The organism is Enterobacter cloacae complex sp. ECL411, from assembly GCF_021869665.1.
Lineage (GTDB): Bacteria > Pseudomonadota > Gammaproteobacteria > Enterobacterales > Enterobacteriaceae > Enterobacter > Enterobacter intestinihominis.
This window is the reverse complement of record NZ_CP091490.1, coordinates 50,016-72,846: the sequence shown is the minus strand read 5'-3', so window position 1 is coordinate 72,846 and position 22,831 is coordinate 50,016. Positions and strand designations below refer to the sequence as shown.

Sequence of the window (22,831 nt, the reverse complement as noted above, 5' to 3'; positions counted from 1 at the left end):
TTGAAAGTGCGGGCATTCCCGCCCGCATAAGTAAGTACATACCTAACATTGTAATTAATGAATTGTCACCGAACCAGAAATTTTATATAGCATTAGAATTCCGGTGAACTGGAGATATCCTCTATCGCCCCTGTTTGGGAACTGAACTGTCAGATTTTGGGTCGCGCCATACGACGAAGCCGGTATCCTTAATAACAAGTTATTCCATTTTTTTGTAGAATCGCCACTTGAACCATCGTTTCCTGTGTCATATTGGAAAACGATCGACTCATCACATCTAATTGTGACGTTCTGTCGCCAAAGGGTATGCGCAGCAGTTGTCCCTAAAAATAAAAAAACTCTTTCGAAAGGTGCACCATGTATGGTTGCAATTGGGTAACGCGTACCCGAGCTAGTGCCAGTTGTATTTCCCCAAACCTTATCGGTCAAATTGGATGATGCTGTAATAATGTCTCCATAGATGTTTTCAGCGAATAGCTTTTTAACAGTACATGTCTCATCAATTACGACATTACTCATCCTTCCCGTTGTTGCAATAATCTCCCCTCTGGCTTTGATGTTCTGAAATTCAGAAGAGCCATTTTTGTTTATATTCCATCCTCTGACACCGCTTTGAAAGTCGTTAGACTGAATGAACTGCCCTATTTTTGCATTATCGATAGTGCCATTTTGTATCCAAGCTCCGCTCATATATGCCACACCGTTTTCAATGACGAAAGGCGTTGTAACCTTTCCATTCACTGAGTTCACCAATCCAAAACGGTCGGCTTGAACAAGGAATTGAGACAGACCAGTGCTGTCGATCCCCAACGCAATGCCGGCAACATACTTCTGCCCACCGCTTGTCGATGTCTCCATCTTAAGCGTCCAGGCTGTAGAGACTTTTTTATTGGTGTCCGCAATAGCTGTCGCCTGTTGTTTAATCGTTGCAGAGTTACCGTCAACAGAGGCTTTTAGCGTATCGATACGTGATCCCAACGCCCCATCAGCATTTGCCCTGGCGTTCGCCTCGGACGTAACTGCTGCATTAATATCCTTGCCAGTCTGGGCTTTCAGGCTTGTGATCTGCCCGGCCAGCGCCGAATCGGCATCGGTACGAGCTTTAGTCTCAGTAGCAACCGCTGCTTTGATGTCCTGCGCAGTCTGGGCCTTTAACGTGCTGATCTGAGTTGCCAGTGCGCTATCTGCGTCAGTACGCGCTTTCGTTTCACTGGCAACTGCCGCCTTAATATCCTCACCCGTCTGGGCCTTGAGGCTGGTAATCTGTTTGGATAATGCCTCATCCCCCGAAGCTCGGGCGATCTGCTCTTCGGTAAGAGCCGCACTAATGTCACCTTCTACCTTCGCCTGCAGTGACGTAATCTTCCTGGACAGGGATTCATCCGCAGTGGCTCTGGCCTCCTGCTCAGAAACAATGGCCGCAGAAATATCATCATTGATCTGGGCTTCCAACTTGGTGATTTGTGTTGCGATCGCCTTATCAGCCTCTACGCGAGCCGTTGTCTCTTCCAGAATCGATGCCCGGATGTCCTCACCAATTTCTGCGCGGATCTCTTCCACTTTTGAGGCCATTGCAGACATATCGTCGGCAAACGTCTTCTGAGTGGTGGCGATCTTCGCGTTATTGACCATTTGCTTGTGCTGGTCTTCATCCTGACGCAGAGCGAGGTCAATATTGGTTTTGGCCAGAGCCTCGATATTGGTCGATACTTCCGCGCTGGCGCGTTCGACTTCGGCAACGGTCTTTTTCATCTCTTCGACGGCGGCAACGCTGTCATCGACGGAGGATTTCATTGCCTCAATCTGTTTGGCATTTGCCTTATCGCCTTCGACACGGGCTTCACGCTCTTCAGCAATCAGCGCGGAGGCATTGTCGAGCGCAGCGTGTGCCGCTTCCACAGCACCTGCAACGGCTTTGCCCTGCTCGGAAACGGTCTCCTGCAACTCAACCAGAGCCGCATTAGAGTCCTCAACCTGTTGCAGCGCGTCGTTGACCTTGTCCAGCGTGCCAGAGACTTCATTTTTGAGGTCGTTCTGGGCCTGTTCAAGCCGACCGCTGGTGTCTTCCAGTTTGCTGTCCAGATCGGTAACGGACTGATCAAGCTCTTTCAGGCTTTCTTCCATCTGTTTGTTGATGGCGTCGACCGCATCCTGAGAGGCTTTAGAGCCGATTTCCTCCAGCAGCTCCTGTCCCAGCTCGGAAGAGGTGATCTTCCCGGTAAGGAATGAGAGGACGTCTCGCGTCATCGCTTCCGTACCCAGATTGGAGTTCGGCGGGCTTAACATGCCACGCTTGTTCACCGCGCGAACCCAATAGTACCAGGTCTCGCTATCCCCAAGACCGGCATGGGTGAACGTGGTGCTGGCAGCCTCTGCAATCAACTTTGCCGTTTCCAGATCGTTGGTCTGGGAGGCGTACACGTTGATGTGATCGAGGTCGATTGAGTCCGGGTTGACCCAATTCAGAATCACGTTGCGGTAGTCACCCACGGCCGTCAGAGAGGTAGGAGAGCCTGGCGGCGTCATCGTACCTTTCACCTGATAAACGGTGCTGATGATATCCGTCTTCTTGCCGCTGAACGAAACCGCATAGAGCTGAATGTCGTACTGACCATTCTCGGCAATATTGAGGATCTCGAACTGCTCTTCGGTAACGCGTGCGGACTGCCAGTTAGAGACGTTGTTCTCATCGGAACGACGCCAGCTGATCCAATATTCCGCAGACTTACCTTCCCAGGTGGCAACGAGCTTGATTGAGAGGTTGCCCGGACTGGAGATATACGTCCCTTCCGTCACCAGCAGGTTGGTCGGCTTCGAATAAGTCGGGTCGAGAACGGTGTTGTTCTCGGGGATCAGCGTCGCGCCGTTGTCGATGGCTTCGTACTTCGATGCGTTATTCTGGACAACGGTAACGTCAAACGTCCCCTGAGCCTCGCCCTGGGCAACGTTGATAACACGCACGCGCATTGGTTCCAGATCTGGCTCGGTAATCGTCCAGACGCCATTCATAACCGGCATATCACCAGAATTGAGCGCTTTGGAGAAGGTCACTTTGGTAATGTCTTCCCCGGTCTCAAGAATATCGCGCTCAACGATTTCTCCTTCCTGATTCAAGATCCGGATGTAGCTACCAGCCTTATTCAGCGTAACCGGTGCGTCGAGAGTGATGCTGTTCTTTGTGAACGCCACAATGCGGCCAGAGTTGCGTTTACCAGCACGGTATTTGTTCTGAATCAGCACCGTTTCGCCCGGCATCAGGAAGGAAGCATCCAGCCCTGCCGTAAAGCTGATAACGTCGGACTCCATGCGTGCGGTATACAGCAGCCACAGACCGACACGATGCGCCTGGCCACGGCTGGTACAGCCAAACGCAACCACTTCGGTTTTGCGCTCGCCATAACGACGCATCGCCTCCTGGTCTTCGACGTACTCGATGTTCTGCTTGTAGCCGTCTTCCTTGTTGTTGTAGGTCACAAGAGCCACTGACGGACGGTCTTTACGCGCAGATCCCTTGTAACTGAACATGCCATCTTTGACGTTCGCGTTGGTGAACATCATGACCGGATCTGACGGACTATCCTGCATGACGTTAACCATGCCGCCAGCCCAGAAGACCATTCCGCGGAAGGCGCCAGCGATATCCTGAATCAGTCGGTACGCGTCCTGACGGCTGGTGATCTGGGTGTTGATAGCGAAGCGCTTCTCTTTGCCACCGAAACCATCGTCAATCTCTTCGTCGCAGTAGCGCCCAATCTGGTAGATCTGCCCGAGATCAATCATGGACTCAGAAACGTACTGCCCCAGGCCATAGCGAGCGTTGGTAAGCAGGTCGAAGAGAATCCAGGCAGGGTTGGAAGATGACAACAGCTTGAATGTGCCATCCCATACGCCGATATAGGTGTTTGTGTGTTCGTCGTAGTTGGACGGGACGCGGATCTTCAGACCACGCACCAGATACGAACGAGACGGCATCGAGCTGCCGAACTGCTCTGAGTTGACCTTGAGGCCGACCAGCGCGGAGTTCGGGTAGTTCATCGGCGTATCAACAATCTCACCGATAGAGTCCACCCACGTATCGTTAAAGATGTACTGAGTGTTGCTGTCATCGGTCAGACGAAGCACGCGAACCTTGTAGGCACGACCTGGCTTGGGCAGTTTTAGCTCATAGCTGCGGTAGTAGACGCCCGTCTTTTTTGCCGTCAGCGTAATTTCGGAAGTGCTCTCCCCTTCTGCGATGGCGTCCTTGAAGGCATTATCGCCATTGGCAATCTGGAATTTGTACTTCACGGTCGTACCGTTGGTATCACCGGTCTTTTTGTCAATGCTACGCAGAGACGGGAACTTCAGAATGACGCGGACACGGTCTGCCTCATCGTTATCGATGGCAATCGTAACGTCGTGCATTCTTTTCAGCTGGATGTTGACTGACTTCGGCGTTTCAACGAAATCGAACCCGGACATCGGCGTCTGGTCTTGTGAACCATCGCGGAAGTCCCACGTGATACCGCTAAAGTTTGGAGACCCGTCTTCGTTAAGGATTGGCAGATCATCAACGAAGATCGACTTTGCGCCATCCACCAGCCCGCCAATGACACCCTCCCCGAGCAGGTCGAGGATGGACGCCATAGCACGCGAGTTTACGGTATCGTCGGCTTCAACCGGCGTGCGGCTGGAGCCACTGCTTTTCTTACCGCCAGCACCTGCAATCAGGAGAGGCAGTCTCTTCTTCTTGAACTGTTCCATGTTCAAAAATTTCCCTTCTTACTAAAGCTGGTCGATGGTGATCGAAGAACTCACAACCTGTGAGCCGACCAGAATTTCCTCGCCATAAATGAGCTGAACCGGGTTGCCCTGGTTAGTGGTGTTTTGTGGCCCGTCGAAATAAAACGAGTTCGAGTTATCTGCCTGCCTTACGCTGTCATTGGTCGCCTGGGGCGAAATTAGCTGCGAAATACCGCCCATCATTAGCGACAAGCCGAGCGGGGCCAGCGCTGGGAACCAGAATGAGGCAACCATGACGAGTGCCCCTACGACTGTCTGGAACCAACCAAAAGCCTTACCGCCACTACCGCGAGGAACCGGTGTGATGCGGATCTTCGCGATGTTGTCGGACTGCCCCATCATTTGAAACTCGCTCTCATCAACCGACCACTTGTGCCCCTGCTTATTGGTGATCTGGATGTGGTAACTGTCGTAGGTCTTCATGTTGCGCTTCATCCATGCTTTTAAGCCCGGACGATTGGCTTCGACCAAATCCAACGCCTGTTTGGTGTTGCGCACTTTTAAATGCCAGTGGCGGCCGAAATGTCTGGCCATCGGGCCACCAAGTTGCACATGAACTAACTCAGACACGTTTCATCTCCCTTGAGTAAGTCTCTGTGACGCAGGTGGTGCGTCGTGTGTTTCTGGTACATGCCACCGTAATAAGCGCGACAGCTCAGACGGTCGATCTGGTGGTGCAGGATCATTCCGTCTCCGATGTACACCGCGCAGTGGTCAGGCATCTTTCCGTACTGAATGAAGAAGACGTCTCCACGCTGGGGTTCCGTCCCCGGCGCCAGACGAACAAGCCCTTCATTGCGGTAGTTCTGATCGAGAATGTCGGTATCGCCCGTGTACCACGATGGAATATGCAGGTGCGGGTTTGGATTCAACTCGACGTTGAACTCACGCTTCAGGTAGTCGCGGCACAGCATCCAGCAGTCGAAGACACCAAACACATAGGGCCGCCCCAGATAAGGCATCTCAAAGCCGTCTGGGGTGATCACATTCATCTCACTGAAGTGAAATGGCGCATCGCCCTCGACATTCTTCCTAACAGCCAGAATCAGCCACGGAACTTCCGTTGCCTCGCATCCGGCGCGGTCGGCGTATGACGCTTCAGCTGATTCGTCAGTGTGGGAGTGCCAGATGGCAACCACGTATCCCGCATCTTCCGCTGCGATAATGTCGTCAGCGTGCATAACAAACGTGTTTTCCGGGTTTTCCGACACGTTCCGGGCTTCCATGAAGCGATATTTCTCGCCAGTGGTACGCACCAGAAAGCCACACGCTTCGTTCGGGTAGCGTTTGATGGCTGTCAGATAGATTTCCTGCATAACGTCCGAACCAAGCTCAGGGAAAGCTCTATTACCCATAACGCGTTGCTCCAATGAACCCGCCAAAGTGGATTACGCCATTGGCAAAGTAGTTACGGCGTGCGTTGCATGAGTCGTAGCGTTTCGTGCAGTAATCCGCGCCTGACATGGTGGTTTGCTGGTTGTTTTTGTCGAAATAGGGGCCGGTGTAGCCGCACTCTGGACCGCGGTATTTCCACGGGCAGGTGTTTTTGATGATCTGGCGGTACGGCAGTTGCACGCCCATCAGATCGAACACACTCGACAGCTCAAACTCGACAACCTCATGGGTTTCGAGAGTCTTCTGTTCGATGAACCACATCTCATCCGGGAAGTGCTGATTTGGATCTGCGGTTGGATTCCCGTCTTTGAAGTTGGCCGCGTCGAGAAAACGCGCCAGCGTCATCTTGCGGATGATGCGGCAGCCCACCAGATCGTCGTTTGCCTGAACTTCAGCGGAGACAGTTCCGGCAAAGTTGGAGACCTGGATTTTTGGACGCGGCAAAGTACCCTGACCAGTCTTATCAAAGCCTGACGCCTTGATTGGCCACGGTTCGTAAGACACGCCTTGCCAAACGACTGGCTCCATCAGTTCGTTTGTACCAGCGTGGAAAAACAGCTTGCCCCCAGAGGTGGTGTTCGACATATCAAGTTCGAACAGCTCAATGAGCGCGGAGGGCGACAAGCTCTGAATATCAGCTTTAATACCCATCGTTTCTTCCTTGAAATAAAGAGACGCCAACATCCTGTCAGCGCCTATAGATAATAGTAAATAAGTGCTTACTTATCTAGTGGGTTAAATTATCCTTCATAAATTTGTCGGAAGGTCGCAGTGAGAACGAGATAGCCCTGGTAACGCTTCACAGTATGGCTGTCGCACACCACAACCATCTTTTTGCCACGAGGATTCGTCCAGTAGAACGACTCAACGGCCGCGCGTGCCGTCAGAAAGTCATCGACGGCATTAATAACGTCGTAAGAGCGCGTAAATGTCAGGCTCCACTCTTCTTTAATGCGATTGAGACCTTTGGCCTGGCGCTGTTCGTAATCGTCACCGAAATTCAGCACCGTCACGTTAGGCTTCACGGTCTTTTCCGACTCGTAGTCGGGATACCAGTTAAAAGTCAGTCTTTCCATCTCACATCCTTGTGAGACTGCCCCTTCCGGGGCAGCCGTGGTTAGTTACGTTGAGAGTTAGGGTTGAGCGAACCGCCTGGCCGCTTCTCCTGAGCGATGGTTTCAAGCGCGATCGCCTTCATGCGCTGCGCTGCCTGACTCCATGCGCCTTCGGAATTGCTGTTCTCCGAGACACTGCCGTCGCTGTTGACGTTGATCTCAATGCTGACAGGTGAGAAAACGCCGCCACCGCCGCCTTTAACACCCTCTGCGTTGAGCGTGACCGGGATGGAACGCCCATCCGGAAGCGGAACGTAGGCTTCGTTCATATCCCCTTCACCAAACAGCGCCAGCTGTGGAGAATCAGCGATGCCACCTTTCTGATACGCACGCAGCGGAACCACGCCGTCTTTCCCGAAAATGCCGCCTTTGGCGAACTTCGGAATTGCCGGGATGCCGCCAGTACCATCAGATGCCGATCCGGTGAGATTGTTGAATCCGGAGTTAGAGCCGGAGGAACCAGATCCGATGTTGTCGAAGCCACCACCAGCCCAGGCCGACACCAGCCCGGAGGCAATGGTAGCGCCGAAGCTCAACCACTTATTGCCAGAGCCGGACATGTTTGCGCCCAGCATGGCAAACGCGGCAGAAAGCGCCCCAGTGACAGAGCTAAGGTTCTGCATGGAGAAGATGGATGTCTTCACCGCTTTGGTTTCCGCGTCTTTGGCTTCAGTACTGGTGAACAGTCCATTTACCCAGCTGCCGATCGCGTTGGTTGCAGATCCAATCGCGCTGGTCGTCTGCTGAGTGGTCTGCCCCAGACCGGAGACCGAGCTGGAGGTCTCTTTCGTCGCCTCACCCACGCTCTTATCGCCGTTGACCGCATTCATCCGGACGCCCTGGTTGGCAACCGCTGACGCGACACCAGAAAGCAGATTGCCGCTCTGAGAGCTGCCCGCTGCCGTCGTTCCCATCCCCAGCATGTTCATGAGAGGCAGGGTGATCTGCGTCTTCACAACCATGTTGGTGATGTCACGGAGGATGGATTCTGCCAGGCTGGAGAAGTCCATTTTCCCCTTCATGACGAAGTCGGTCAGCGTATCCGTCATGTTGCTGAACAGGTTGCTCCAGCTATTTTCCAGCTGATCGGCCAGATTCTCGTACTCAAGCGCCAGCTTCTGTGTCGCCGTACCCGTCTCTTTGATGAGAGCGGTGTTGCCTGCCGCCACCAGCTGGTTAATCTGCTTGGTGTAAAGCGCCACGATTTTCGGATCAGAAGCCTGGTCACGCAGATCCATCAACGCTTTCAGGTTACGGTTGTAGGTGTCGTTGAAATCGACCACCTTCTCTTCACGAGACGGCTTGTAACCCGCGCTGATGATAGAATCGGATTCCGGCGCCCAGGTGGAGATCATCTGCTCGACGTTGCGGCGGTTGAACATCTCGCGATAGTCGTCGCTCGCGTTCGCCAGGTCAGCCAGGCGTGACTTGGCTTTGTCGATCATCTCCTGAGTGATGAACTCATTCGGTACGGCGTTGGCCAGTTCGGTCAGCGATTTGGTGGTATCGCGGAGAGACTGATCAAACGACACGGTCGCTTTTGAGCTTTCACCCATCTGCCCCATAAGCTGATCGGCTTTATCCAGGGCTTTCTGGTAGCCGGCCGCCAGCTTACGCTGCGCATTTTCTTCCTTCCTCGCGGCACGCTGAGAAGCATTGGCAGTACGCTGCCCGGCTTTTTCCGCTGCTGCGGCGTCCTGCTCACGCGCTTTGGTCAGTGCGGCGATCGCGGCTGCACGTTCCTCGTCGCTCATTTTCTCCAGAGAGCTGGCGCTGGAGGCTTTCTGCAGGTTCAACTGGGTTTTGAGCTGTTTCGGCCCGATGATCGGCTTGCCTTCGAAGTCCAGCATCGCCGTACCGTCTGGCAGTGTGCGCTGGTAGGTCGCGGAGTCCATCTGGTTCCGCATATACTGCGCCAGTGCTTTCTGAGCCGCTTTATCGGTCGTTCCCAGCCCCAGAACGGTTCCCTGGTTGGACATTACGCCCTTACCGGTTTTCGCCGCGCTATCACGCTCGAACTCCGCCTGAGTCAGCTCCTGAGCAACAGCTTCAAGATGCTCCTGATACCCACGGATGCTGCCTTGTAGCTTCTGAACCTGCTCGGTGTTCCCCTCTTTCTTCGCTTTCTCCAGCATGTCGCTGAAGTGGGCAATTTGCTTCTCGGTTGCGTTTTTGCGAGAAGACAGGTCGTCGACCAGCTTCTGCGCCGGTTCCAGATAGGACTTGTTCACCTTCTCGCGAAGCGGTGCGAGCAGCTTGTTCTTCTCGTCGTCCGAAAGCGATTTGTCGTCGTTGATTTTCTGGATCTTATCCAGAGCCTCCTGACGGGCTTTCACAAACGTCGCAGAGAAGACCTGGTTATCTGCCCGGATTTTCTCAATCTGGGATTCAGCAGCCTCTTTTGCCAGCCGTTTGGCCACCGCGCCATCACCCAGCGCCATCGTGCCTGTGGTTCTTTCGTACTCTTCCTGATTTTTCTTCAGGCGAGCCTCAACAACCTCTTTGGACTCCTTCACGGCGACAGGGCCAGCCGCTGTGGAGTAGTAGTTCACGCTTTCGCCGGTTTTAAGCGCCTGCTGGTCTCGCTGGATCTGCTTTTCAAGCTCGGCTGCACGCGCTGCCATCTGCGCACGCTTGGCCGCCGTCATCGCCTCCGGGATTTTGCGGATCTCATCCACGACTTTGGACGTTTCGCTGCGGAGCATGGTCATATACGTGATAAGACCGGCTACAGCCACGGTAGCTACGGTGAACGCTGCACCAATGGGGTTTGCTGCAATGAACGCAGTTAGCCCAGCAAACGCGCCCTGAAGCCCCGTAATCGCGCCACGGATAGCGAAGATCAGCGATGGGATTGGAGCCAGCCCCATACGAGCCGCACGATTAAAGCGGGTGACAGCTGTCGCGCCCAGATTGAACGGAGCCTGGAGAACGGTCGACATCTTGGTAAATGTGTTAACCATTTGCCCGGCAGTGCCAATCACGCCTGCAATCCCGGCACGCATCAGCTTGAACGCCACCATTGCAGCAACGACTTTGCCCAGGCTGATAACCAGTTCCTGGTTTTTAGCCAGCCACTGCGCCAGCTCGCGTAAGCCGTCGATCGCCGTGGAGAGTCCGGAACCCAGCGAGTTAGCGAACGAAATGCCCTCTGCGCTATTCATGATGGAGGCCAGCTCTTTCATCCCCTTTGAGAGAGAATCCAGATAGCCCGCCTGACCGACACGATCGGCAAACAGCGTAAAGGAGGTTTGCAATTGCGCCAGCGCACCAGTGTAGGTTTGCATCATGTCTTTGGCGGCGTTTTCGTTCTCCGCACGCAGACCAACGAACATCAGCGATAGCGCCTGTTTCGCTTCCACAGTACCGGTGGAGACTGCTTTGGTCAGTTCCCCCATAGTGATACCGGCAGCGTCTGCCATCGCCTTCATCGCGTTAGGAACGGCTTCACCTAATTGCTGACGCAGTTCTTCCATCGACACGACGCCCTTACCGGACATCTGCTGGACAGCCACGGCAGCACGTTTAAGCAGCTCGCTATCGCCGCCGAAGCGTGCAACGGAGTCCACCAGTGCTTTCAGCGATCCGTCAGTAGGATCGAGACCTGCCGAGCGGAATTTAACGAAGGAATCGGTCAGCGCCTGCATCGCAAACGGGGCGTTTTGCGCCATATCCACGATGTACTGCATATCCTCTGCGGCTGCTTTGCCAGGGTTGGCCTTGTCCTTGTTCAGCCCGCGCAACATGACGCGCATACGCTCCATTTCGGAGGCGGCTTCGATGATTGGCTTCTGCCAGCCAAACAGGATGTCAGTTACCGTTCTTGCTGCATCACCAATCTCGCCCAGCAGGAAAATATTGCCGCGCAGACCAGAGAACACGCCATTTTCAGCACCGCGCCCGCCGTGGCCATTTGTGCCGCCACGTCGACCGCCACCGCCATTACCACCGCCCTCACCGTAGCCGCTGGTGCGCACACGTACCGGCTTGCTGATCAGTTGCTGGCGGCCAATCACGGCATCCATCTGATCGCGGACTTTCTTCAGCCCCTCGGCAGCCTGGCTCGTTGTGACACCCCAATTACTGAGACGCTTCGTCGTGGTGTTAAGGCGCGTATTCATGCCACTCACGGAGGAAGAGGCTTCTTTTACCTCCGTACCGAAGCGGCTGGCGCTCTTGCCAGCGAACGTTGCCCAATCGGAAAACTCGTTGAGTTCAGACTGAACCTTGCGCAGCGATGTGGTGAGTTTATTAACGGATGAGGTGGTTGTGTCGACGCGCTCAATCAGGGTTTTGAGACCTGAGTTGAGGCTGGTAATGTTGCCTCGCGTCTTGCGCGAAACATCAGACACAAGCTCGAAGCCGGCAGCTACATCCTGTAGTTTGTCTGCCGTGGCATCGAGCTTGGACTCCAGAACGCCGATGATGCGGGATACCGAACCCAACGAGCGTTCCAGATTGTTAATTTTCTGAACGGGCTTTGTGGCCTGCTCCCCGAATCTGGTAAGTAGCTTACCCGCCCGGTCGATTGACGCTGTAAACTGCTTGTCTTCCAGCGACAGGATAAACTCTACGTTTTGTGACATTCCCTTGTCATCCTCTGCCAAAAATTTGCATCAGTTGCTCTTTGGCGTCAGGGTCTGCCTTATCCTTGCGTGGATCGTAGACTTTATCGGTTACGACTGGTCTTCCAATCCTGAGTTGCAAACCCTCCATGAACGCCTTCACGCCCTCGCCATCTGCCTGGGCAGCGCGAGCGACTTGCAGGTTGCGGACATCCTCTTCCGCGCGCAGACGGTCGATGTTGCGACTGAGCATCCAGAACATCGTTAGAGGGACGCCCAGCAGCTCTAATGGCGACACGGCGTAGTGAGCAACTACACGACTGAAATAGAATCCGAGATCTATCGATACGGTCTTTACCCCGGATTCATCGCGGGAAATTACTTTGCCCCTTCACCAGCCGCTTTTTCGTTCTCTTCATCAATCACTTCCATAGCGAAGGTGAAGATCTGCTGGAGCTGCGGAACAGTCAGTTTTTCCAGTACAGCGTCCGGCACGGATGGGATGACCTTGCGAACCAGGTCGGCGTAAGCAGTTACCTGCTCAACAGGCGACATGTTCTGGAGGTCTTTGCCTTCCATCTGCTTGATGGAGACAAACAGGCCAACAGTCATTTCAACGATGGGGTATTCCTGACCGCCGAACTTGATGCTTTTCTTCGGAGGCAGAATGGAGTCGAGATCGAGTAATTTGGTCATTGGTTAAAGTCCTTTTAAAAGAGAGGCTCTTCCTGAGCCTCTGCTTAATTAACACCACGGTTAACTGGCAGCAGTCACCGTTACAGATTTGGTAGCCTTCTTGCCGCCGCTATTAGCAGTAAACGAAATGTTGACTGCGCCTTCTGCAACACCGCGAACCAATCCAGCCTGGTCTACGGTTGCTTTTAGTGGATCTTCCGATGCCCAGACACCGGTTTTGTCTGCAACATCATCTGGTTGCACTTGCGCCGAAAGTTGAACCGTAGCTCCTACTTTGCAGGTCGGTGAACCTGGATAGATGGTTACGGTTTTAACCGGCTTTGGGCCGCTCATTTTCCCCAGCACGCCGTCGTCATCCGGGTAAGCGGTGAACTGAACGGAGAACACGCGAACATCATCAGACTGGTAGGTCATGGTGAAGTTGCCCGCGGTCGCTGCTTTGGGGATGGTCAGAACGTAGTCGGTGGTATCCTGCGGCGTCAGGATCAGCTCTTTGGCCACGTCGATCAGGTTTACGCCCTGCGCGGAAGTGATGGTCACAGTGTTTGAGTCTTCGCTCAGGGTAGAGCCAGGCATCAAATCAACCATGTTCTTCAGCACGGACTCGGCCAGCGGCGCGGTAATCGTGATATTACGACCCTGCACCAGCTCGGAGATGGTGGTCTGCCCCAGCTGGTCTACGGTGACTTTCAGAGTTTCGGTCGCAACTTCAACCTGAACACCGCCTTTGGTGTAACCCAGATCAACGCCACCAAACGACACTTTGCAGGCGCCAAGTTTGATGTTTTTTACATGGGTATTGGACATTGTTGGAAAACTCCTTTTTCCGTTAAATCAGCACCTTCATGGCGCTAATTGTAAGTATATACTTACTTATTTTATTAATTCAACAAATAGCCCGCAAATTCAATCGGGATGCCCGCTTCAATTAATGAGCCTTCGTTTTTTGGATAAGTGATCGGCATCGACATTGGTCGAACCAACCGGAAGTAAACGCCCTCTGACACGGTTTCTTCGACCGGGAACATGTCCATGATCTTATTGGCTTTCGCCACCGCCTTTGTGATCGTCGCATTACGCACGATGACGGTAAAAGAGTCGTGATAAAAGCCTTTCAACTCATGGTCAATAGCGATCCCCGTATTGGGATTAACCAACAGAACACCGGACTTCACATTGGCTGGCATGTAGTGACAAAAGATGTCAGTGCCGAGTGTACCGATCTTCGCCTTCTGCATCAGGCTCGCAAATGCTTCAATAAACACATCAACCTCTCGTAAAACCTGCTTTCCTTGCCGCTTCAGCTATCGTCTGAGTGAACTGTTTCTCACTGATCTGTACGGCTCTCTCAAGGAACAAAGGCCCAACTCGTGGCTTCACACCAGCGACTGGCGGGTTGGTGACGCTCTTCATGCGAGAGAGATAGCCGAGACGATACTTACCCAACTCCATGTACTCCGCATAATCGCCAACCTCAACGCCCGGATGCCCCTCGCGTGGCTTGGCCCCGGATACCGATAACTCAATACGCAGCCCGGTATAACCCTCTTTGACCACTCTCGCGAAGATCGCGCTTTCGAGTGAGCCAGTCTCCAGCGGAGCCATTGCCCGCGCCAGACGCTCAACCAGACGCGCCAGCTTCTCCATGTCACGGATGAGATAACGCTTAAAGGCTTTCTGGCTGTTGTTGAGCCTGTCACCAGCACGCTTAAACTGATGTGCGTCGTACTTCAGACCCATATGTTTGCCCCTACTTCCAGATGCCCAGGGCGCCCACGCAGTCCCCAGCGACGATGCACGCTGGATACCTTCAGCTTTTGCCCCTCCAGAATGAGAACGTCATCAAGCTGTACTGCGGCCTCAAGTGGGATCACCAGAACAGCATCGAACAATTCCAGATTCGCTTTACCGCGACTGCCGGAGCTGTCCGCACGTACCGATGACTTCTCGTTACTTTGCTCAAACTTAACGACGCCGACGTTCGTCTTCCTGACGAACTGCAATTGCGCTTCACCGTAGACGTTCTTCGAACCCAGACGGTAAATCGCTATCTCTGCTTGCCATGAAATGTTCATGCACTCTCCCTGTGGTTGGCAGCCGCACTCATTACCAGGCGAAGGCGCGATTGCTCGTCTTGAGCCTTTCGACCAGAAGTAAATAATGCGACTGGCGTTACGCACGGCGAACAATCATGCGGTTATTGATGTAACTGACCAGCAGTCGCCAGGTACTGCGAGCCACATGCACATTTGCCGCTTTGCCGGTGCGGTACATATTGGTCGTTTCACCAATGGACTCAGACAGAATGCCGTCCTCGCGGGCTGCCGCTACGTCATTGCCGTTAGCGATTTCGCAGGCTTCATTAACCACGGCCAGCATTAATGCCTGTTTGAAGTAGTCCGGGAACTCGTCGAATTTCTCAGGCGTCATCTGCTCCCAATCGATCAGATCGTGACGATATGCCCCGTCAGCGCCCCACGGAATGTCATAGACGTTCAGCATGTTTTGCGGGCGATCGTACCGGTCGAAGTCGATACGCAGGACTTTGCGGATTGAGAACGGCAGCGTTTTGACGCGTCTGGTGGCCTCAATGAGACGTTTGCGCATCAGCCCTTCGCCATCAGCTAACAGGGTGTCGCCGTTCAGCATATCGATAGCTTGCATCTGGGCGTCTGCGACCGTTGCGAATGACTGGCCTGGAATTGACAGCTCGAAGCTATTCAGCAGAACGTACATCTTGCGCTCTTCATGCGTCAGCCCGGATGCCACCGCTTTGACAATGACGTGTCGCAGATCGCGCTCTTTATCTGAAAGCAGGTTGTGTTCGGCCGACACGACAACCGGAATGGACATCTGCCCCTCAGTAATATCGAGAGGTTCGTTATCGACGATGATCGCACCTGCGCCATCTCTGACGGTATACGTGGCCGACTCAATATCCAGAACGTTAAATGCAAACGACAGGGAAACTGCTTCCCCGCTACGGTACGTGTCGATCTGCGCCATTACTCACCGCCCTGTGCTTTCAGGATGCCTTCGATCATTTCAACGATACCTTTGGCTTTCACGCCAATCTGGTTGCCGATCTGACGCAGACCCGCAATACCTTCACAGTCCGCAATCGACTCCAGCTCTTCACGAGTAAAGCGCTGTACCGGTTTGGCTTCCACTTCAGCCGTACCACGTTTCATTGGCACAATATCCGGGGCCGCCGTCTCGACAATGTCGTCCGCAGTCAAATCATTGCGGCTGCTGTACGCGGCAGAAGGAGATACATTTTTGCCTTCAACGGTAGTGGCACGCATGGAGGCACAAATCCGCTGCTGATCGATGAATGGCAGTTCGGCAACCGAGATGCCGTCGACAAACTGGATACCGCAGAGAATGCCCGTGTACCCCAAAAATTGAGGCTCCAATAAACGAATTTTTGCTGGTTTCATTCTTCTTCTCACTTAATGGGCGGCATCGCCGCCCATGTGTTGGTTACGCAGCCGGTGCTGCGGTCACTTCAACGGTCGCAGTGGCTTTGTGGCTACCGTCTTCCGTGGTGACTTCGATAGTGGCAGTACCTGCAGCCACACCGGTCACAAGTCCAGTTGCGCTATCAACCGTCGCGAACTCGGCATTTTTTGACGCCCAGGTTACGCGCTTATTGGTTGCGCCAGCCGGTTCGATGTTCGCGGTCAGCTGTACCGTTTTGTTGGCTTCAACGCTGGTGGTGCTCGGATCGACAGAGACGCCAGTAACAGCAACGACAGGCTCAGTGACTTCAACCGTAGCAGTAGCTTTATGGCTGCCATCCTGCGAAACCACTTCAATGGTTGCCGTACCAACGGCTACGCCAGCTACGTTACCGTTCTGGTCAACGGTCGCTTTGTCGTTATTTTTGGAAGTCCAGGTGACTCTTTTATTTGTTGCGTTTGACGGTTGTACATCAACGCGCAACTTGACCGATTTCCCCTTCTCAACAGAGGTAGAGTCTGGCGTTACCGTAACGGACTCCACGCTGACAGGCTTAACGGTCACTTCGACTGACGCAGAAAGCTGAGTCTGCTTATCGGTGGCGGTGATCTTCACTTTTCCCGGAGTCACGCCAGTAACCAGACCCGTACCGCTGACTGTGGCGACCTGGTCATTGGCCGACGTCCAGGTGAATGAATCTGCGCTTTTGCTCATGGTGATACCTGCACTAAGTTGAACGGTTTTACCCACCAATACGGACGGCGCAGCCGGTGTAATGGTGACAGACTGAGTGAACGGAATTGCCCGGAAGCAAGCCGCAAGATGGTTCTGCTGGCGCTCGCTCAGAGGCTCGTTGGAGATGGAATTGGTGAATCCGGCACGGCACATATGCCCCGTGAAATCCGCAAACGCCTCTTCCGTGATCTTCATCTTTTGTTCTGGCATTTCTCGCTCCTACAAAAAGGGTGGGCGTATAGCCCACCCTTAAATGGTAGATAATTACTTACCTACTATACTGATCAAATTTTTACGTTGGTCAGCGCGGCGATAGCCTTGTCGTGCTTGTTCGCCAGAGAGCAGTACCACTTAACGCGGGTACGGGTTGCGTCTTTGTTCTGAACAGTACCGATGTTCTCAACAACGATACCGGCGTTTTCACCGCCATACAGACCAGTCACACCGTTCTCTTCGGACAGGTGCAGGCAGTAGATGCTTGCTTTGCCAGAATCAGTCGGGATGAAGTCGTTCACAATGAACGGTACACCGTTGTGGCACAGCATCGGACGACCGAAGTTTTCCATCATGATTTCGGACGGGCCGAGGCTAACGGTACGCAGCAGAGCGCGATAAGCACGCAGGTGCTCGGAACGCATCATAATGCAGTCTGCGCCCAGATCTTTCACCGCGTCGACCAGCTCGTCGAACATGGAGAAGGTCATGGAAGCGCCTTCGATGTCGATCTTCTGATCGTCGTGCATCAGCTTCGGAATACCGTCGAACGCTTTGTTGTTGGTGCTGGAGTCGCCCAGAATCAGGTTGCGGCGGAATGCGCGAGCCAGACCTTTCACCTTCTGACGAACCTGGATTGCCAGCTGGTTGTTGGTGTCGGACATAGTGGTCGCCAGGAATTTGTCGACGTCTACGTCGCCTGCCAGGATACGCAGCTTCGCAACGTGTTCGGTGAAGGTTGCAGCGCCTTCGGTGATGGTGTCGTTCACATCGATGAAGGTTGCTTCGCTCAGGGTAGCTTCGCGGTTGTAGAGGTATGCCTTAGAATTAATCTTCATGAAAGGCAGAACAGCGAACAGGTCATCGCGATCGATGATGGTCTCGATCACACCCTGCTCAAGTTCGTTGTTAGACAGCTTTTCAGCTTCATCACGCAGTAATGGCATCTTTCATTTCCCTATGATTTAAGATGTTACTTGAGTCCGATTTTCCCCAGGCCGGAGGTCAACTTATCCATAGTCGACTTGCTCTTCGGCTGGTTTACTTTGTGGGTCGGTTTGCTATTGGAACCAGCACCCTGCTTGGCTTCGCTGCGCAACAGTGCGTCAGCTTCCGGATCTGCACGCAGAATGCGCTCAATCGCGGATTCGAACGGTAACGGTTTGCCTTCACCGTCAACCAGAACTGCACGTTCTTTCTGACCGGCTGGCTTATCAAAGCCCACAACACTACCGTCTTCACCCACTTCGAAATGAGAGCCGTAGATAACGCGAGCCTTAGCCGGAGTCATCAGAACTTTGTCACGCAGGAAGGCAGAGCCGCTGAAGGAAGCGCCAACCGTCATTTCGACCAGTTGAGCCTTCAGTGCGGCGTTCTCGCTCTCCAGAGCGGAGTAGCGTTCGTCGCGCTGTGCCAGTTCAGCTTGGTGCGCTTCGATCATCTGCTTTTTCACAGCATCGAACTCACCACGGCGTTCCAGTTCAGCCTGCTCCGCCTCCCGACGTGCGGTTTCTGCGGCTTGTTCAGCTTCGAGAAGCTGGCGAGCACGCGCCGGGTCAATATCACCGTACTGAGCCAGCTGATCGGCCAATGTGCGCTCTTTCTCCTTGCGCTTCATGTTCTCTTTCAGCAGGTCAGCACCGGCTTTCTTGGACTTACGCAGTTCTGCCAGCAACTCTTCCTGAGTCATACCGGCATACTCGTCGTCGTCACCCTTCGGTTGCTCTTTTTGCTCGCCCTGTTTGCCTGGGTCTTGATTGCCCTGCTCATTGTCTCCAGCAGGAGCACCGCCACCAGCGCCGCCGCGCTCATGCGCTTCAGCTACATCCATCAGGCCACGACGGGCCATAAGCATTTGCCACAGATTCATAGAAATTCCTTTTCGTTACTTATCACTCGGTCTCTTGAGTAGATGAGTCCCCATTCCCTCGGGGTTGATCTTGCCCGCTTTCTTGGGCTGTATCTCGATCATAAGTAAGTACTGACTTATTTTCAAGGGTGTTAAGATCATTTTTTGGAGGAAATTTCAAGAGATCTTTTTGAAATTCCTTTTGCATCGCCTCGGAAATGTTCGGGAAGACCTTCTCGATGAGCATTTCCATCTGATGACGACGAACAGAATCAGGCGCCTGGAGCAGCGACAGTTTCTCAGCAACGGCAAACTCGTCAGTCAGACCGCGAATGTCGAAACTTTCCGGGTACGCGATCAGAGAGTGGTCTTCATCCAGTTCGACACCCATCCACTTCGCTGCCAGCTGCATCATCTGGCGCTCTGCCCTTTCGAGACGTTCTGCTTTCGTCACCAGCAGACTGTTAACACGCTGGAAGTCGTACATCTTCGCTGCGCCCGAAGAGTTATCGATGCCCTGTGCGTTATCCTGCTTGGTTCGCTCACCTGCCACGCCAACGGAATGGTAGATCTCGTTAATCACCGTCTTAATCGTGGTGATAATCATCTGGGCCTGTTTCGGGTCCGGAGACAGGTAGAATGGCTGATTACCGCTCTCAGAGTCGAAGGTGAAGACGCGCTTTGTCCCCATTTCAAGCACTTTGGTGTGGTTTTCATCGCCCGGCAGCAATGACTGAACCGGGATCGCCAGCTGGCTGAATGTCTGATCCTGAATAATCGCGTCAAGGTTCGACAGGTAGTTGGCCACGGCGCGATCAAGATAGGCAATATCGTCAATCAACGACGGGCTGAAATACGGAGACTCGCTTTCACCAATGCAATCCACCGGGAACACCGGCACCACGCCCAAATTATGCTGGCCGCTATCCTCCAGAACGACTTTGGCCTGACGGCGACCGCTATTTCCGGAACCTTTCTTCACTTCTTCACGGAACAGATACCACTCGTTTTGCGTCCACAGACGGTAACGCTGGTATTCCTGCCCGGTTGACGTGAACGGATCTTCGTCGTCGCGCGCGATTTCAACAATCAGCGCCCACAACATATTGCCGTCTTCATCCCAGGCAACATCAAGCAGCTGCTGCGGCGAAATCCAGTAAGCGTAGGCACGCGCATCATTTTTCTTCTCGTCTGCAACAGACTCAACATCGACGTTCATCGTGCTATCCACGACAACCCAGATACGGCCATAAATGGATGATTGCAGATCGATAGCCGCCATAAACGCATCGATGGAGGCGTTCTGGCGCGTGGCTCGCTTCCAGAAATTGCGGATCTGCTCCGGTGCTTCATCAGTGTTGCGGTGAATGACCTCTTTGAAGAGGTATTTGTTGATGAGGTTTACCACTTCGCGCGTATGGTTGAAGCGATAAGCGCGTTCCAGGCGCTCTTTGAACTCCTGATCGCCCTCTTTGAAGTAACGGAAGATATTGTCGTTGAACCAGGCACGCCCGCCAGCGTAGGTGCTGGCGAGGAAGTCCCAATGTTCTTTTTTCTTCTCATATTCAGGGTGGCGTCGTGCCACAAGGTCTTTGATTTGCTTGTCAGTCAATTCCATTTGATTTTCCTTTCCACTTAGGCAAGTACTTACCTATCTAGATCCACCAAGAATAACACGATTTTTCACCGGATACCTACGATGAACCGGATAACCCAACGCATCCGCACTGTGTTCGATGCCGCCAGTCTTATCCATATCGCGTGAGCCTGGCTTGTAGATCACCTTCTCCAGCGAGTCGATGAGGTGTTTGCACTTCGGATCGATGTACAACCGGGTTTCGCCCGAGGCACTCATCAACATGCGGTTCACTGCGTTAACACGGTCTGCGATCGGCGGGTGCTTCTTCGGATAATCGACTCGAAGGAAACCTTTTTCCTTGAAGATATCGACGTCCGATTCGCCGCGTGCGTGCTGGCGATACGCACCAGCCGGGTCAGGGAAGATAGTGACCTGAGACTTCCAGCGCCAGAAACGGCGCTCCAGCTCATCACACACTTCAGCCGTGTTGGAAGAGAACAGCACAACCTCGTCCACGGCCCACAACTCGCCATTTGGCTGCGGCTGCAGGATGACCGATGACATAGGGTCGATGTTGAAGTCCTGACCAACCCAGATCGGCAGTTTCGGATTGAACTGGAGTGGCTTCACATGCACATTGCGGTCGAACGGGTAGTAAACGCGTCCGGACATGTTTTCGAAGCTGGCCAGGTATTCCTGTGCGAACGATTTAGGGTCCATATCGTTCTTCGCTGCTTCGATTTCCGCGCTCGGTACGAACGGAGAATCAGCCGTAACGAACTGCCAGCTCTTCCACTGCCCTTTGCGTTGCAAATCTTTGTTCTGACCGATAGTCCACAGCTTGTGGAACTCGGAGAAGCCTTTTGGCGTACCGATGATCAGCGCACCGCCACGGGTAGAGGACAGTGTCGGACGCAGTACCTTGTACCAGGTGTCAGGCTTCATATCCTGAAATTCATCGAGCACCACGAAGTGCAGTGCCACACCACGAAGCGTATCGGGCTTATCCGCACCTTTCAGCGCGATTTCAGAGCCGTTCTTCAGCACGATGGTCATCGTGGTGTCGTTTTTCTTACGAACCCATTTACGAGGCAGAACTTCCTGCAGGTCATCCCACAAGATCTGGCGAGCCATCTGGTAAGTCGGTGCGACGTACCAGACACGTTGCTTTTTCTCTTTGGCTGCCGCGCGGATGATGGTGGAGATCGACAACCGGGATTTACCCCAGCGTCGACCCGCACACACCACTTTGAAACGATGTGGCGACTGGAAGACTTGCATCTGCCCAGAATGCAGCTGTACGAGACTCAGAGACGACGGGATGGCCATAGTTAGACGCTCCCATCACTTTCATCACCAGACGCGTCAGAATCGCCCTCTGCTTCGCTCAGTGCTTCCTCTTCGAGTGACTCAAGCAGATCGTCATCAATCAGATCCGGCTCATCATCTTCCTTACGCAGCTGCGCCACCTGGGAAGGCGTAAGTTCGCCAAATACCAGGTTCGGGATTTCGTCTTCTTCGTTCTCAGCGCGATCCATACCGAGCGCTTTCGAGGATATTTCGAAGCACTTAGCGAGTGTGCCGCTGGCACGCTGGAGACTCTTCAGGTCATCTTCGATGGTTGCGAGTGGCTTGCCGTCCTTCTTGGCTGTGGCCACCTCATGCATCACCATCCGACCGAGTGCGAATGCCCAATCGTCGTAACGAGTCCGGCGCTCTTCGATTTTCTCTGCACGCGCCTTCGCACGCAGCTCTGCGTCGGATTTGAGCGACTCGCGCACCATCTTCCCAACGGAGTCCGCGCCTTTCTCTAATCCACGCTTTTTGAAATGTCTGGAGAGCGTTTCACGACGAATGCCGTACTCTTCCTCCAGCTTGGAGAGTGTGTATTCGCCGGAAGTCCACTTTGCTTCGGCTTCTGCCCACTCAGCTGGCGTCAGGCGAGTTTTGCTCTCGTCTTTTTCTACAGTCATAGATCCCTCTAAAACACTCAGAGCGCATCCTTGCGCTCCTAAACAACTTGTTTAATTCTGTGCCTAACCAATTTGTTTTCTGGGTGTTTAAAACCGGGCTGGGGAGTATTCAGAACCTGCTTCCGTATATATTTAATAAGTCACTTAGTATTTATATATACGGAAGCAGGCTCTCAAACTGGCTCCCAGACCGACTTACATCACCAGTAATTTGGCTCTGGCACGACCTAAAGTGGTCAGTCCCAGCGTGCGACGGTGGTAGCCGGAATCACCGCGCTGGCGGCACATTCCTTTCTCCACCAGCCCCTTTTTCACCAGTGCGCGGATAGAGAACTGCATACTCTGTTTGGTCGTTTTGTACGGCAGCACTTCAAGCAGCTCGTCCAGATCGAGCAGATACCCACGCTCATGGCCTAAATTGATGGTTTTGATGATGTCTTTTTGTTTGTCGGTCAACGTCATGGCAA

At 53.5% G+C, this 22,831-nt stretch carries 21 protein-coding genes; all 21 read right to left on the bottom strand.

Going from position 1 to position 22,831, the window contains the following annotated elements; translation table 11 throughout:
• Positions 1-54: 54 nt before the first annotated feature.
• Positions 55-4,743: a phage tail protein gene (locus L3069_RS26630; protein ID WP_236901978.1), complete on the bottom strand. Its 4,689-nt coding sequence runs from the start codon at positions 4,741-4,743 to the stop codon at positions 55-57.
• Between the two features lie 21 nt (positions 4,744-4,764).
• Entirely contained in the window at positions 4,765-5,352 is a 588-nt protein-coding gene (locus tag L3069_RS26625; protein ID WP_023316017.1) for a tail assembly protein, read from the bottom strand.
• On the bottom strand, positions 5,340-6,137 hold the full coding sequence (locus L3069_RS26620; RefSeq protein WP_023316016.1) for a C40 family peptidase: 798 nt from the start codon (positions 6,135-6,137) through the stop codon (positions 5,340-5,342). Before L3069_RS26620 ends, L3069_RS26625 begins: the two co-directional genes overlap by 13 nt.
• Positions 6,130-6,828, bottom strand: coding sequence for a phage minor tail protein L (locus L3069_RS26615; protein ID WP_016051624.1), 699 nt, complete (start codon positions 6,826-6,828; stop codon positions 6,130-6,132). Before L3069_RS26615 ends, L3069_RS26620 begins: the two co-directional genes overlap by 8 nt.
• An 89-nt stretch (positions 6,829-6,917) precedes the next feature.
• A complete protein-coding gene (locus tag L3069_RS26610) occupies positions 6,918-7,253 on the bottom strand; it encodes a phage tail protein (protein WP_000440566.1) in 336 nt (111 codons plus the stop codon).
• A gap of 41 nt (positions 7,254-7,294) precedes the next feature.
• Positions 7,295-11,878 (bottom strand): tape measure protein, encoded by a 4,584-nt coding sequence (locus tag L3069_RS26605; protein WP_236901977.1) that lies wholly within the window; start codon positions 11,876-11,878, stop codon positions 7,295-7,297.
• 7 nt (positions 11,879-11,885) lie between these two features.
• Complete coding sequence (locus L3069_RS26600) at positions 11,886-12,110, bottom strand: hypothetical protein (protein ID WP_000952684.1); 225 nt, start codon at positions 12,108-12,110, stop codon at positions 11,886-11,888.
• 125 nt (positions 12,111-12,235) lie between these two features.
• Complete coding sequence (locus L3069_RS26595) at positions 12,236-12,553, bottom strand: hypothetical protein (RefSeq protein ID WP_000163862.1); 318 nt, start codon at positions 12,551-12,553, stop codon at positions 12,236-12,238.
• Positions 12,554-12,613: 60 nt separating this feature from the next.
• A complete protein-coding gene (locus L3069_RS26590) occupies positions 12,614-13,360 on the bottom strand; it encodes an Ig-like domain-containing protein (protein ID WP_236901976.1) in 747 nt (248 codons plus the stop codon).
• A 74-nt stretch (positions 13,361-13,434) separates the two neighbouring features.
• Positions 13,435-13,818, bottom strand: a complete 384-nt coding sequence (locus L3069_RS26585) for a minor capsid protein (RefSeq protein WP_023316013.1) — start codon at positions 13,816-13,818, stop codon at positions 13,435-13,437.
• A 1-nt stretch (position 13,819) separates the two neighbouring features.
• Complete coding sequence (locus tag L3069_RS26580) at positions 13,820-14,293, bottom strand: hypothetical protein (RefSeq protein WP_000523626.1); 474 nt, start codon at positions 14,291-14,293, stop codon at positions 13,820-13,822.
• A complete protein-coding gene (locus L3069_RS26575) occupies positions 14,284-14,628 on the bottom strand; it encodes a hypothetical protein (protein ID WP_001027662.1) in 345 nt (114 codons plus the stop codon). Before L3069_RS26575 ends, L3069_RS26580 begins: the two co-directional genes overlap by 10 nt.
• 97 nt (positions 14,629-14,725) lie before the next feature.
• Entirely contained in the window at positions 14,726-15,559 is an 834-nt protein-coding gene (locus tag L3069_RS26570) for a hypothetical protein (RefSeq protein ID WP_000057119.1), read from the bottom strand.
• The gene (locus L3069_RS26565; RefSeq protein WP_000801184.1) at positions 15,559-15,993 is read right to left on the bottom strand and encodes a hypothetical protein; all 435 of its coding nucleotides are present in this window, start codon (positions 15,991-15,993) and stop codon (positions 15,559-15,561) included. Before L3069_RS26565 ends, L3069_RS26570 begins: the two co-directional genes overlap by 1 nt.
• A gap of 43 nt (positions 15,994-16,036) precedes the next feature.
• A complete protein-coding gene (locus tag L3069_RS26560) occupies positions 16,037-16,960 on the bottom strand; it encodes an Ig domain-containing protein (protein WP_006812513.1) in 924 nt (307 codons plus the stop codon).
• Between the two features lie 74 nt (positions 16,961-17,034).
• A complete protein-coding gene (locus tag L3069_RS26555) occupies positions 17,035-17,910 on the bottom strand; it encodes a major capsid protein (protein ID WP_006812514.1) in 876 nt (291 codons plus the stop codon).
• A 26-nt stretch (positions 17,911-17,936) separates the two neighbouring features.
• The gene (locus tag L3069_RS26550) at positions 17,937-18,833 is read right to left on the bottom strand and encodes a DUF6651 domain-containing protein (protein ID WP_045339224.1); all 897 of its coding nucleotides are present in this window, start codon (positions 18,831-18,833) and stop codon (positions 17,937-17,939) included.
• A gap of 22 nt (positions 18,834-18,855) precedes the next feature.
• A complete protein-coding gene (locus L3069_RS26545) occupies positions 18,856-20,430 on the bottom strand; it encodes a hypothetical protein (protein WP_039264876.1) in 1,575 nt (524 codons plus the stop codon).
• Between the two features lie 33 nt (positions 20,431-20,463).
• A complete protein-coding gene (locus L3069_RS26540; RefSeq protein ID WP_002211787.1) occupies positions 20,464-21,720 on the bottom strand; it encodes a phage terminase large subunit in 1,257 nt (418 codons plus the stop codon).
• A gap of 2 nt (positions 21,721-21,722) precedes the next feature.
• Entirely contained in the window at positions 21,723-22,364 is a 642-nt protein-coding gene (locus L3069_RS26535) for a hypothetical protein (RefSeq protein ID WP_006812517.1), read from the bottom strand.
• A gap of 195 nt (positions 22,365-22,559) precedes the next feature.
• The gene (locus L3069_RS26530; protein ID WP_006812518.1) at positions 22,560-22,826 is read right to left on the bottom strand and encodes a hypothetical protein; all 267 of its coding nucleotides are present in this window, start codon (positions 22,824-22,826) and stop codon (positions 22,560-22,562) included.
• Positions 22,827-22,831 lie beyond the last annotated feature (5 nt).